Origin of the sequence: Psychrobacter sp. ANT_H59, from assembly GCF_008369225.1 — a bacterium.
Taxonomy (GTDB): domain Bacteria; phylum Pseudomonadota; class Gammaproteobacteria; order Pseudomonadales; family Moraxellaceae; genus Psychrobacter; species Psychrobacter cryohalolentis.
Map to the genome: position 1 here is coordinate 691,987 of NZ_VOBE01000001.1, position 13,934 is coordinate 705,920.

At 43.5% G+C, this 13,934-nt stretch carries 12 protein-coding genes; 3 read left to right on the forward strand and 9 right to left on the reverse strand.

What is annotated here, in order from left to right:
• Positions 1-153 precede the first annotated feature (153 nt).
• The 5 genes from clpB to FQ083_RS02755 form a co-directional block, all read right to left on the reverse strand.
• On the reverse strand, positions 154-2,751 hold the full coding sequence (clpB, locus tag FQ083_RS02735) for an ATP-dependent chaperone ClpB (RefSeq protein WP_133105347.1): 2,598 nt from the start codon (positions 2,749-2,751) through the stop codon (positions 154-156).
• A gap of 243 nt (positions 2,752-2,994) precedes the next feature.
• The gene (locus FQ083_RS02740) at positions 2,995-3,486 is read right to left on the reverse strand and encodes a murein L,D-transpeptidase family protein (protein WP_262880823.1); all 492 of its coding nucleotides are present in this window, start codon (positions 3,484-3,486) and stop codon (positions 2,995-2,997) included.
• A gap of 345 nt (positions 3,487-3,831) precedes the next feature.
• A complete protein-coding gene (locus FQ083_RS02745) occupies positions 3,832-4,623 on the reverse strand; it encodes an SDR family NAD(P)-dependent oxidoreductase (RefSeq protein ID WP_149408740.1) in 792 nt (263 codons plus the stop codon).
• A 70-nt stretch (positions 4,624-4,693) separates the two neighbouring features.
• Positions 4,694-6,427 (reverse strand): AMP-binding protein, encoded by a 1,734-nt coding sequence (locus FQ083_RS02750; protein ID WP_149408741.1) that lies wholly within the window; start codon positions 6,425-6,427, stop codon positions 4,694-4,696.
• 202 nt (positions 6,428-6,629) lie between these two features.
• On the reverse strand, positions 6,630-7,757 hold the full coding sequence (locus FQ083_RS02755; protein WP_149408742.1) for a DNA topoisomerase IB: 1,128 nt from the start codon (positions 7,755-7,757) through the stop codon (positions 6,630-6,632).
• Between the two features lie 174 nt (positions 7,758-7,931).
• Between FQ083_RS02755 and FQ083_RS02760 the strand changes: the two genes are divergently transcribed.
• Positions 7,932-8,408 carry a GNAT family N-acetyltransferase gene (locus FQ083_RS02760; protein ID WP_133105342.1) on the forward strand — a complete coding sequence of 159 codons (477 nt, stop codon included), beginning with the start codon at positions 7,932-7,934 and terminating at the stop codon, positions 8,406-8,408.
• A 113-nt stretch (positions 8,409-8,521) separates the two neighbouring features.
• On the opposite strand, the gene FQ083_RS02765 is transcribed toward FQ083_RS02760, so the two are convergent.
• The 4 genes from FQ083_RS02765 to FQ083_RS02780 all read right to left on the reverse strand — a co-directional run bounded on the left by FQ083_RS02765 (position 8,522) and on the right by FQ083_RS02780 (position 11,396).
• Positions 8,522-8,806 (reverse strand): pyrimidine/purine nucleoside phosphorylase, encoded by a 285-nt coding sequence (locus FQ083_RS02765; protein WP_149408743.1) that lies wholly within the window; start codon positions 8,804-8,806, stop codon positions 8,522-8,524.
• A 70-nt stretch (positions 8,807-8,876) separates the two neighbouring features.
• Positions 8,877-9,972 (reverse strand): peptide chain release factor 2 gene (prfB, locus tag FQ083_RS02770; protein ID WP_149408744.1). Its coding sequence is split into 2 segments (ribosomal slippage): positions 8,877-9,899 and positions 9,901-9,972, totalling 1,095 coding nucleotides; the frame shifts between segments, so codons are not numbered across the junction.
• 93 nt (positions 9,973-10,065) lie between these two features.
• Positions 10,066-10,773 carry an HAD family hydrolase gene (locus tag FQ083_RS02775; RefSeq protein ID WP_149408745.1) on the reverse strand — a complete coding sequence of 236 codons (708 nt, stop codon included), beginning with the start codon at positions 10,771-10,773 and terminating at the stop codon, positions 10,066-10,068.
• Between the two features lie 86 nt (positions 10,774-10,859).
• On the reverse strand, positions 10,860-11,396 hold the full coding sequence (locus FQ083_RS02780) for a gamma carbonic anhydrase family protein (RefSeq protein WP_149408746.1): 537 nt from the start codon (positions 11,394-11,396) through the stop codon (positions 10,860-10,862).
• Positions 11,397-11,570: 174 nt separating this feature from the next.
• Here FQ083_RS02780 and FQ083_RS02785 point away from each other — a divergent pair, with 174 nt between their 5' ends.
• Together FQ083_RS02785 and carA are read left to right on the forward strand one after the other, a co-directional pair.
• Positions 11,571-12,140: a phosphatase PAP2 family protein gene (locus tag FQ083_RS02785; protein WP_149408747.1), complete on the forward strand. Its 570-nt coding sequence runs from the start codon at positions 11,571-11,573 to the stop codon at positions 12,138-12,140.
• Between the two features lie 432 nt (positions 12,141-12,572).
• On the forward strand, positions 12,573-13,805 hold the full coding sequence (carA, locus tag FQ083_RS02790; RefSeq protein ID WP_149408748.1) for a glutamine-hydrolyzing carbamoyl-phosphate synthase small subunit: 1,233 nt from the start codon (positions 12,573-12,575) through the stop codon (positions 13,803-13,805).
• Positions 13,806-13,934 lie beyond the last annotated feature (129 nt).

Consider the following 13,934-nt stretch of genomic DNA (forward strand, 5'->3'; position numbering starts at 1 on the left):
TTATATAATTAGAGCTTAGATTATTTATAACATAATCTAAGTAGGGCAAGAGTAAAAATAATGATGGCGCACAAAGTAAAAACCCCTTACTTGCCTGTATAAAAAATGGGCAAATAAGGGGCTTATTTTCGGATCAAGGGCTAAAATGAACGATTAGCTCATTCTAAGCTTATCAAATGTCAGCTTATCATCCACACCGACATCGACTTTGATGATATCACCAGCAACAAAGTCACCCGCCAGCAGCTTCAATGACAATGGGTTTTCAATCTCTTGCTGAATGGCACGCTTGAGTGGACGCGCGCCATAAACAGGATCATAACCAACCGCAACCAGCTTATTCATCGCTTCTGCTGATAACTCGATATCTAACTCACGCTCATATAAACGCTGACGTAAGCGGTTTAACTGAATCGCAGCAATACCTGCCATCTGCGACATACCTAGTGGATGGAATACCACGATCTCATCGATACGGTTGACAAACTCTGGACGGAAATGCTGCCCAACTGAATCCATCACTTCTGCTTTGATATCCTCGTAGCTCTCGCCGACCATTTCTTGGATTTTATGCGAGCCCAAGTTACTGGTCATAATGATGACCGTGTTTTTAAAATCCACCACGCGACCTTGTGAATCGGTCAAACGACCATCATCCAACACTTGTAGCAAGATATTGAACACATCAGGATGCGCTTTTTCAACTTCATCAAACAAAATCACACTATAAGGTTTACGGCGTACCGCTTCAGTCAAGGCACCACCTTCTTCGTAACCGACGTATCCTGGAGGCGCACCAACCAAGCGGCTGACACTGTGCTTCTCCATATACTCACTCATGTCGATACGAACAATTGCATCCTCACTATCGAATAAGAAGTTTGCTAACGACTTTGTTAACTCAGTCTTACCAACACCCGTAGGTCCTAAGAATAAGAATGAACCAGAAGGACGATTCGGATCTGACAAGCCAGCACGACTACGACGTACTGCATTGGCTACCGCTTCAACTGCTTCATCTTGACCGATAACGCGCTCATGGAGTTTTTCTTCCATTGCCAGCATCTTATCACGTTCGCCTTGCATCATTTTACTGACTGGAATACCCGTTGCTGCAGCAACAACTTCGGCGATTTCATTATCCGTGACTTTGTTACGCAGCAATTTTACACCACTATTTTCACCAGTCTGCTCTTTTTGCTCTGCCAAGTCAGACTCATGGATACGGCGCTCTAACTGCGGAATCGTCTCGTATTGTAGCTTACTCATGGTCTCATAATCGCCTTCACGACTGGCTTTATCATAAGCAATACGCGCTTTGTCCAGCTCGTCTTTTAGCTGCTGACTGCCTTTGACCAAAGCTTTTTCTGCTTGCCAAATCTCATTAAGATCAGCGTATTCTTTCTCTAACTCTTCAATTTGTGCATCAAGCACTTTACGCTCTGCTTGCGCGCCAGCATCTTCTTCATTTTTGAGTACTTCGCGCTGCATTTTTAGCTGAATCAGACGACTATCGAGTTTGCCAAGCGATTCAGGTTTGCTGTCCATCTCCATACGTAAGCGACTGGCAGCTTCATCAATCAAGTCAATCGCCTTATCCGGTAACTTGCGATCAGTGATATAACGATGACTCATACGAGCAGCAGCGATGATGGCACTGTCTTGAATATCGACCCCATGATGAAGCTCATAGCGCTCTTTGAGACCACGCAATATCGCAATGGTGTCTTCGACCGTTGGCTCATCAACCAATACTTTTTGGAAACGACGCTCAAGCGCCGCATCTTTTTCAATATACTTACGATATTCATCTAAAGTCGTGGCACCGACGCAGTGCAACTCACCACGAGCAAGCGCTGGTTTGAGCATATTACCAGCGTCCATCGCGCCATCTGCTTTACCCGCACCGACTAGGGTATGTAGCTCATCGATAAATAAGATGACGTTACCTTCTTGCTTCGATAAGTCGCTAAGTACCGCTTTAAGTCGCTCTTCAAACTCACCACGGAATTTTGCCCCAGCAATCAACGCACCCAAGTCCAACGACAGCACTTCTTTGCGACGTAAACCTTCTGGTACATCACCATTGATAATTTTTTGAGCCAAACCTTCTACAATGGCCGTTTTACCAACACCTGGCTCACCAATGAGCACAGGGTTGTTTTTGGTACGTCGAGACAGTACTTGAATGGTACGGCGAATCTCTTCATCACGACCAATCACAGGATCAAGCTTACCTAGCTCTGCTTGCTCCGTTAAGTTAATCGTATATTTATTGAGGGCATCACGCTGATCTTCAGCATTTTGATTATTCACGGTATCGTCACCGCGTAATTGCTCAATCACGGCTTTCAATTTATTGGCTGTAACGCCCGCACTTTCAAATATCTTTTTGGTATCGCCTTGTTCAGCCAGTGCCAACATTACCCATTCGGTGGCGATAAAATCATCACCTTCTTTTTGTGCTTGGCGGTCTGCCAAGTTCAGAATTTTGACTGAATTTGGGTTTAGATTAACGTCTCCTGTTGGCTCACTAATCGTTGCTTGGTTGTCCAGCGCCTTTGCCACGCCATTTTTTAGCGCAGGGATAGACGCGCCCGCTTGTTGGCAGATAGACAAATTAGACTCATCTTGTAGCAAGACTGCTAGCAAATGCACAGGGTCTATTCCCGTATGGTCACGCCCTAACGCCAAACTTTGTGCTTCTTGAATGGCAGATTGCAGTTTTTGGGTAAATTTCTCAAATCTCATAGTAGTATCCTTTTATCATTTATATATCATCAGGCAGCAAACTTATGCTGTTTACTTGCCTTCGTCTGCCTTTATATATGCGGTATATAGAGAGGAATTTCAACCTACTCAGCACTAAAACCTTATTAATAGTAATGATATTAATTGCTTGAAATAAAGTCACTAAATCGTGATTACACTCAATATATAATTCATTCAATTTTAGAAAAAAATGCATCTACGGATACCGCTTATTTAAGATTTTCATTCTACGATTTCAATAGCGGTACCGACCTTGACCATCGCCATGATTTCGTCCATCTCTTCATCAGTGACGGCAATACAGCCCTCGGTCCAATCGCGTAATTGATTGACCGAAGCCAGATGTCCAGAACCGTTCTTTTGACCATGAATCATAATATCACCGCCCGGATTGACGCCCATCTTCTTAGCATGTGCCTTATCAACCGCATTAGGATAACTTATGTGAATAGAGCGATAAAATTTGGATTTTTCATTCTTATAATCGAGTGTATAAGAACTTGACGGGGTACGCTTATCACCCTGCTCCTGCTTGTGACCAATAGGATTGCCACCAAGCGCTATATGATAAGACTTGATAACAGTGTCACCACTTAATAATTGTAGAACACGCGCTGATTTATCAACGAAGACTTTGTCGATAATGGCAGTATCAGGAATAGAGGGGGTAGATTTTGAATTATTTTGTATGTTTGACGCGGCATTGGTACTCATGAGAGTCACAATGCTAAGACTTATTGCGCTTACTAACCAAACAAGATACTGACTAAAATCTGCACGAAAAAATGGCATGGTATTACTTCTTATTATTAATAAATAAAATTATTATCTATAAGATATAATCAGTCCTTAATAAAAGAAATACAAATATTATCAATCACTACTGGGGTTAATTTTTCTTGCTTGCTGTGCCTACGCAGACAGAGGCTGCAAATAATGAACCCCAGTAGTTCCGTACTCTTTTAAAAGTGGATCAACTATAGCAAAAAACCATGCCAAGCGTTGTGCGAGTTGTACGAATGAGACTTAAAACTGCGACATTAAATTCTTAGAATTCTATTACACCATACGAATCGCGCCATCCAAACGAATCACTTCGCCATTGAGATAGGCATTATCAATGATGTGCATGACCAATTTGGCAAACTCGTTAGGATTACCCAAGCGTTTAGGATACGGTACCGCAGCCTCTAGTTGCTCGCGCGCCTTTTCAGGCAGACTTTGCATCATAGGCGTTGCAAATACCCCAGGCGCGATAGTCATGACACGGATACCATGACGAGTCAGCTCACGTGCGAGCGGCAACATCATACCAACGACGCCAGCTTTAGATGAAGCATAACTCCCTTGCCCTACTTGCCCATCAAAGGCAGCGATAGAAGCCGTATTAATAATGATGCCGTTGTCAGCGTTCTTCTCTACGGAGCTGTCTGCGTTATTGGCATTAGCTACACGCTTCGCAATACTGGCTGCCACCAAACGCGCAACATTAAAAGAACCGACAAGATTAATATTGACGCCGCGACTAAAAGTATCGAGATCTGCCGGATTGTTTTCACGGTCTAAGAGCTTCTGTACGACAGCGATACCTGCACAGTTGATAGAACCTTGTAAGCCACCAAAGTCGCTTTCAGCCATATCCACAGCCGCTTGTACCTCATCGCCACTGGTCACATCACAGCGCACAAAACGAGCATGGTCACCCAATTCATCAACCAGTGCTTGCCCCGTCGACTCATTAAGATCAGCGATGACAACCTTGCCGCCTTGAGCGACGATAGCACGCACTACCGACTCACCTAGGCCTGACGCACCGCCCGTGACCAAAAAGCTGTGTTGTTCAATTTGCATAATTTTTCCTTTAATTAATATTTTTACTGTTATTTTTATCTTAACCTGATGATATGAATGCATTGCTTTATTAAGCCGCAGATAAACTGCGCAGCAAAAAGCGCTGAATTTTACCACTTGGGGTTTTTGGTAACTCTTTCACAAACTCAACCTCACGTGGATAAGCGTGCGTTGATAGACGCCTGCGTACCAAGTCTTGAATCTCTTTAGCAATCTCGTCTGTGCCTTTGATACCATCTTTTAGCACCACATACGACTTGATGGTGTGACCGCGCACTTCGTCTGGCACGCCAACTGCCGCTGACTCTGCGACTGCCTCATGCTCCAGCACGGTATTTTCAACATCGGTAGGTCCAACGCGGTAGCCTGCGGTAATAATAATGTCATCATCACGCCCAGAGAACCAATAACTACCATCGCTGTGGCGCTCGACCACGTCGCCTGTTAAGTAATAGTCATCAGCGAAGGCGTCTTTTTCATTCCAGCTATAGCCGCGGAAATAAAACGCGGGCGATTGACTGACCACTACGGCAAGCTGTCCTTGCTCGCCGTCAGGTAATATGTTCATATCATCACCTAACACAACGAGTGTATGCCCCGGTAGCGCCATACCCATCGAGCCAACTGGGCACTCATGCTCTAACGCATGATGCTCACAGCAGGTCATACCCGTTTCTGTCTGTCCGTACTGATCACAAACTTTACAGTTTAAGTAGGTCTCAACCCAGTTGACCACTTCGGTATTTAAGGTCTCGCCTGCTGAATTGGCACAGCGCAGTGATAGTTTAGCCTCATTATCATTACTATTGTCATTGTGAGCAGCTTCAAACACGCCACTCGATTTCATCATACGAAATGCTGTCGGTGAGGACGCCAAATTGCTAATTTTATGGCGTACCATAAAGTCGCGGGTATTGGCAGCGTCAAAGCCCACTTCATTAAAATAGGTAGTAATACCTAATAATAATGGCCCAGTAATCGCGTAATATAACCCATACGCCCAGCCTGGATCTGCCATATTCCAGTAGTTATCATCCGCTCGCAAGTCAATCGCATAACGCATATACAGATAAAAGGCTGAGAGCGCGCTTAGTGGCACACTAACGCCTTTTGACTTACCCACCGTACCCGAGGTAAACATCTGTAAAAATGGTGCATCGGTATTTAGTAACACTGGTTCTATAGTTTGTGGCTGCTTTGATATCTTGTCAGCATAGTTATCATCACCCCAGCTTTGCGCATCTACTTTGCTACCAACCAACACCATTTTGGTTTGCTTCGCCAAGTCGTCAAACTTGCCACGATTGTCTTGATTGGTAAAAACAACTTTAGTATTAGCTTTGTCCATTCGATACTTAATCGAATCATAACCAAAGGCGGTAAACAGCGGTTGATAGACTGCGCCAATCCGCCAAGTGGCTAATACAATGGTAAGTAACTCAGGGGTACGAGGTAGCATGGTCGCTACCTGGTCACCCGCTTGCACGCCATAAGAAAGTAGTAAACTGGCAACCTGTGCACTTGCTTTATCAAGCTCAGCAAAGCTCATACGCGTGACATTGCCAGCCGTATCTTCATGAACTAGCGCAATATTATCACCGCGACCGTCACGTACATGACGTCCACAGCACGCCATATAGGCGTTTAAACGGTCATCTACATTTTCACCAAATATCTCTGTCAGTAATGCGTTCATATCAAAATTATTATAATAGTCACTATAACTCGTTAGCGCCTGTGAGGTATTTACAGCATGATTTGAAGGGGTGTTTAAAGAGGTAGTACTTGAAGGAGAGGTATTCATAAGCTAATCCTTTAGCAATCGAGAATCACTGACAAAATCAGAGAGTTAGAAATAATAGAATAAATCGTAAAACAGCTATATTTGATCAACTATTTAAACATCTTAAATGGCACATGCTCTATTAGTAACGTATTTTTATACTTATTTCAATACATAACGTATCATTTTTATTATTCTCTAAAAACAGTTACTTAGTAATGGTTTACTGTCGCGCGCTCAAAAACCCAAGTAACGCCTTCTCTTCACAGCTTTGATGCCGTTTGGTACGTCCACGGCGCGCTTGTTTATAAGGCTCAAAAAACTCCCCTGCTAAAAACTGCTGGATAATAATAGGATTGATATAAGAGGATCGGCAGACCGTTGGGGTATTGCCGAGCTCATCGGCGACGCTTTTTGCCATATCAGTCACCAGTTGCTGACGCTCCTTACTATCAGGCGCACTGGCTAAAATCAATTTACCAGATTTGGTTTGCAGCTCATCATAAAGGTAGCTTGCTGCCAATACACTTGCCATCCAAGTACGAAAGTCTTTTGCACTGTATAAATTGCCGCTATAACTTTCACACTCATTACCACAGGTGTGCGTACGCAGATAATCATTGATATCAGCGCTATCAACGACTTGCTTATTGCCCTCTTCATCTAAGTATTTGAATACTTGATAACCGGGCAGCTCAGAGCACGCTTGGATGATGTCAATCAAACGCTCATCTTGCAATTCTATATGATGCTCTTTGGCACTTTTACCGACAAAGTCAAATGCCAGTCCAGTATCCGTTTCGCTGACATGCTTACTGCGTAACGTGCTTAAACCATAACTTTTATTGAGCTTGGCGTAACGACTATTACCGATACGAATCAAGGTGGTCTCAAGTAGTTTGACCACTGCTGCCAACACATTGTCACGTGATAAGGGTTTGGCTTCTAAATCTTTTTCAACTTGCGCACGCAGATTGGGCAATGCTTCAGCAAAACCTATCATGGCATTAAACTTGGCTTGGTCACGTACCCGATCCCAATCTGAATGATATAAATACTGCTTACGCGCTTTATCATCTCGACCTGTCGATTGTAGATGTCCTTTATCATCTTGGCATATCCAAACTTCTGACCACATCGGCGGTATGACTAAAGCATCAAAGCGCTGACGCAAGGCTTTATCTTTGACCGTTTTGCCAGTGGCATCTCGATAAGTAAAGCCACGCCCAGAACGCCGACGCCCATATCCAGGATCGGTATCGCTGACATAACGTAAGTTTGCGAGGCTCGCCAAGTGCTCATAATCATGGCGCACATCTTGTATATTGGTTGGTTGATTTGACTTCGCCATAAAAAATACTCATTTACTAATATCGTTGTTTTAGCATAATCAACCGCCATTATCATTGCTGTGTACTTGCCATGGACAATGTGTAATGCTGTGTAAAATAAAACCGATAAATGGCTTGTAGATTTTGGGCGCTACGGCATAATTTAAGACAAACTGACTAAAGACACCATTAATATGACAAACGCCACTCCTATAAACCCAACTAATGGCTCTTTAAAAATAATGCCATTATCTCAAAGTGATTACGATGCTTGGTTAAGCCTATGGCAAAGCTATCTGACGTTTTATGAGAGCAGCTTGCCATTAGAAACGACGAATGCAACGTGGCACAGTTTGCTCGATAGTAATGTGCCGATTTATGGTTTTGGTGCTTGGCAAGACGACAAGTTGGTAGGTATCACGCATGTGGTGCTACACCCCAATACTTGGAATAGCACTGAATGCTGCTACTTAGAGGATTTATACGTGAATCAATCTGTGCGCGGGCAAGGCGTAGGACGTGCATTGATTGAACAGGTTTATGAGTTTGCCCGCCAGCAAAACTGCAACCGCGTTTATTGGACAACCCAAGAGGGAAACACCACAGCGCGCAAACTCTATGACACAATCGCCACTCAAACAGATATGGTGCAATACCGTAAGAACTTATAGGTTGTATTAGCTTGTTTTATTTTTTGAAATTAGTCGGAGAATAAATTACTCATAAAAAAACGCCAAGCATTAACTTGGCGTTTTTTTGACGACTGTATTCATATGGGAAATGGCTATTTACCGTAAGTACATAAATAAGCAGACTCAACTTCCACTTTTACTTGAAATTTCTGATTGGCATCAATGGTAAATTGCTCACCTGCATTAAAGGTTTGCCACTCGTCACTCTCTGGTAGCTTGACGGTCAGTGCACCGCTGACCACACTCATGGTCTCAAATTCGCTGGTGCCAAACTCATACTCACCAATGGACATGACGCCGACAGTCGCAGGCTTAGTCGCTGTCTGAAAAGCAATAGAAGTTACTTTATCATCAAAATAATTATTAACGCTTGGCATAATTTTTCCTTAAGTAAATGTTGGTTGCTATTTTAAATCTTTCTTTATACTCTATTTTTACAGTCCAGCTTTATAGACCCGCTTTTAGGCTCGCTTCGATAAACTGATCGAGATCACCATCTAGCACAGCACCAGTGTTAAAGGTTTCAACACCGGTACGCAAGTCTTTGATACGAGAGTCATCAAGTACGTACGAGCGAATTTGACTGCCCCAGCCGACGTCAGATTTACCATCTTCAACCGCTTGCTGTGATTCCATACGTTTTTGCATTTCTAGCTCATACAGCTTAGCACGTAGCATTTTCATCGCAGTGGCTTTGTTACCATGTTGACTACGCTCGTTCTGACAAGTGACGACCACACCACTTGGCTCATGGGTAATACGTACCGCAGAATCGGTGGTGTTTACGTGCTGACCCCCAGCCCCCGATGAGCGATAAGTATCGATACGCAAATCTGCTGGATTGATATCAATCTCGATATTATCATCAATTTCAGGAGACACAAAAACGGCAGCAAATGAAGTATGACGACCATTGTTACTATCAAATGGTGACTTACGTACCAAGCGATGCACGCCAATTTCGGTACGTAACCAACCAAAGGCATAATCCCCTTTAATCTCAATCGTGGCTGACTTAATACCAGCGACGCTACCTGATGATACTTCTATAACGTCAACCTTGAAGCCATGCGCTTCCGCCCAGCGCGTATACATACGCAGTAGCATTTCTGCCCAATCTTGTGCTTCGGTACCGCCACTGCCTGACTGGATATCTAGGTAGCAGTTATTTGGGTCCATCTCACCGCTAAACATCCGGCGAAACTCTAAATCGGCAACGCGCTTTTCAGCGTTGTCTAATTCGGCTTGCACATCCGCCAGCAAGGATTCATCCTCTGCTTCTACCGCCAGCTCCAGCATGGCAGATGCATCTTCCAATGTGGTTTCAAGCGACACCACCACATCAATCACACCATCAAGCTGACTTTTTTCTTTATTAATCTTAGTCGCACGCTCTGGATCATTCCATAGCTCGGGATTCTCTAACTCTAAATTGACTTCTTCTAAGCGTTCTTGCTTACCATCGAAGTCAAAGATACCTCCGCAAGTCCTGCCCACGCTCTGATAAATCTTTAATTCGTTCTTGATACGGATTGATTTCCATAAGGGTTCCTGTCTGTTTTAAAAATACGATGGCGCTATTTTAAATGAGATTTGGGTGAAATGTTTGGCTAATTTTAGCCGCTATTTTCATCTTTTAAATTGACCAATCCTCAACCGCCCAGCGATGCGACAACGCATGAGCATGTAGCGCATCATCAGGTGATACACAAATCGCCACATCTGCCCACTCTAGTAAAGGAATATCATTTTTGGAGTCTGAATAAGCATAAGTCTTGTCAAAATTAATACCTGCCAGTTGCTGTTTGCCAATCCATTTATCCAAATGATAAATTTTACCTTCTTTAAAGTTTGGCTTATCAGTCAATTTACCCGTATAGCGCTCATCTTTTATCTCAAGAGGCGTTGAGAGCACATTGCCGTCTTCAATCCCAAAACGCTTAGCAATCGCCGAAACGACAAAGTCATTGGTCGCTGAAATAATCACCACATCGTGACCTGCTTCAACATGTTGACACAGGACTTCCATCGCTTTTGGGCGAATGTGCGGCTCGATTTCACTTTTAATATAATCTTCTCGCAGCTCATGCAACCTATCCATTGGTAAGCTGCTTAAAAACTGTGCCACAAACTCGTTATATTCCGTCGCATCAAGCGTACCTTCAATATAATCATTATAAAATTTCTGGTTGGCAGTGCGATACTCGGCTTCGTCGACAAGATTATGCTTGACGATATATTCGCCCCATAAGTAGTCGCTATCGACATCGAGCAAAGTATGGTCTAAATCAAATAGCGCTAACGTGCGTGAGACAGTCTGGCTGACAATGCTTGGCGTGCTCATAATAAAATACTCATTAATGACAATTGGTAATAATTAATAGTAATCGGTCGTTAGTAACTGTTGATTAGTGATTGTTCATTAGCAATTTATTCTGGTTGCTCAATCTCTCTAAGACCCGTTTTAAACTTCTGACAACGATCGCTATAGTGTAGCGCTGACAGTTTCATCATGACTGCCTGTTCATCAGTCAAAGTTTTGACCACTGTTGCAGGAGCGCCCACAACGAGAGAATTATCTGGTATCTCTTTGCCTTCGGTGACCAAGGCTTTGGCACCGATAATACAGTTTTTGCCGATTTTGGCATTATTCAAGATGACCGCGCCAATGCCGATCAAGCTATTATCACCGACTTCGCACCCATGCAGCATCGCTAAATGACCAATGGTGACATGATTACCGATTTTTACCTCGATACCAGCATCAGTATGAATAACACTGTTTTCTTGCACGTTAGTATAGTCACCGATATGGATGCGTTCATTGTCGCCACGAATCACTGCCCCAAACCAGACGCTTGACTGATGACCCAAATACACGTCGCCTATCACGCATGCTGAGTCTGCAACCCAACCATTAAAGGGTACAGCGAATGTAGGCACTTTGTCTAAATATTGATAAATCATACTCTATCCTTGATAGGTTTTATTCAGTTGTTATTATTCATAAATGTAGTTGAGACAGATATCGGCTATAAAACTGACCTGTAAATATGTGAGCGCTGAATTTAGGAGCAAGCAGTTGTAGTATAATGCGGTTTTCCTTCATCTGCCCTATAAACCCTCTTTAGGATTGCCGCAATGATCAGCAAAAACGCTTCCGCTATCATTTTATTACCCAGTAGTTTTTTATTATCGAGCAGCTTGCTTGTCGCTATGCCAGCTCAAGCCAGTAGTAGCGATAATATCGACAAGGCGGGTGACATTCTATCTTTCGCTATACCAGCCGTTGCTTACGGTAGCACTTATTATATGGATGATAAAGAGGGACGAGAGCAATTTTATTATTCATTTGCAACTAATGTTGCAGCCACTTATGCCCTAAAATCTGTGATTAGTAAAGAGCGCCCAGATGGCAGCGATGATGATTCTTATCCATCTGGTCATACCTCAAGAGCCTTTCAGGGTGCCAGTTTTATTCATAAACGCTATGGACTAAAATATAGTGTTCCTGCCTATATTGGCGCAGGTTTTGTGGCTTATAGCCGCATTGAAGCCGATGAGCATGATGCTGTCGATGTATTGGCAGGCGCTGCCTTAGGTATGGCGAGCAGTATGTATCTGACGAAAAGCTATCAAGATGACCAGCTGCATATCGCCACCAACTTATCGCCAGATTATTATGGCTTATCAGTACATTATAACTTTTGATCAATAAATCCTAATCTTCATACCTATATACCTATATACCTATATACCTATATACCTATTTATATCACCTCCTAGTCACTACCTATAGCCAAATCTACTATGGCTGCTCATGATTGAAGGTTAAATAAGAAACATCTTAAATTTATTAGTCAAGCATCAGCTTAAGATGCTAGCCCTTAGTGCAAAACTCTAGTATAATGCGCAAAATCTGTGCCAAAGCGAGCGGACATGATGTAAGTTACTTATTCACCACCTAGTGAATCCTGTACCTTTTCATCTATGATGTCTTCTCGCTTTTTTGTGGAAAAATTTTGGCGCTGTCTCTTTTATTATGGTTATTTAGCCGCAGTTAAATAGCAATAATCAAAAAAGCAGCGCTTTATTTTAACCAAAAAACAGCACAGCACTCACTAATAACAGCGGAGGCAACCCTTGAATTCATCGGCAGAAATACAAGCAATTTTGGCACTAGCAGACGGTACGATTTTTCGCGGTTTGAGTATCGGTAGTCTTGGTCATCGTGTCGGTGAGGTGGTATTTAATACAGCCATGACAGGGTACCAAGAAATCCTTACTGACCCCAGTTACGCACGTCAGCTGGTCACGCTTACTTATCCGCATATTGGCAATACCGGCACCAACGCTGAAGATGTCGAGTCTGGTAATGGTCATCAAGTATGGGCTGAAGGTCTTATCATCCGCGATGCGACCATGGTGACCTCAAACTTCCGCAACTCAGAGTCACTGACTGATTATTTACAGAGCCATAATACCGTCGCCATTGCTGATATTGATACCCGTCAATTGACCCGCCTGCTACGTGATAAAGGCGCGCAAAACGGTTGTATCATGACCGCTTCTAACGGTACAACAATTAGCAGCGAAGATGAACAGCAAGCCATCAAACTGGCGCAAGAATTTGCTGGTATCGAAGGCATGGACTTGGCAAAAGAATGCTGTACACCGACGACATTTGAATGGACCGCTGGTAGCTGGGATTTATCAGACACCTTACTTAACCGCGATGTAGCTGGTAGCCATGATAGCGGTACAGGCGGCTTCTTTAAGCATTTGGGCACGCACGTCGAAGCAAAATACAACGTTGTCGCCTATGACTTTGGTAGCAAAACCAATATCCTACGTATGCTCGTTGACCGCGGTTGTCATGTCACTGTCGTGCCAGCACAAACGCCTATCGCAGATGTCCTCGCGATGAATCCAGATGGTATCTTCTTATCAAATGGCCCTGGCGATCCAGCTGCCTGTGATTACGCTATCGATGCGGTACGTCATATCATTGAACAAACTGACATTCCAACCTTTGGTATCTGCTTAGGTCATCAGCTGATTGGTCTTGCCAGCGGTGCAAAAACCATCAAAATGAAAACCGGTCATCACGGTGCCAACCATCCAGTGCAAGACTTGGCAACTGGCACGGTTATGATTACCAGTCAAAACCATGGTTTTGCGGTTGATGAAGACACGCTGCCTGCCAATGTTAAATCGACCCATCGCTCATTATTTGACGGTACCAACCAAGGGATTGAGCTGACTAATAAGCCAGTCTTTAGTTTCCAAGGTCACCCAGAAGCCAGCCCTGGACCGCATGATGCTGCGCCACTGTTCGATAAATTTGCCGATATGATGGCAGCAGCGAAAGCTTAATACCTAGCCATAAATAATAAGTATAAAGCTTGAAGCACAGATGGTGATTCAAGCTACACCATGCCAGACACGATAAGCGTTATTGAACATATCGTTAAAATGCAGATTACTCAAAATATCACTCAAACG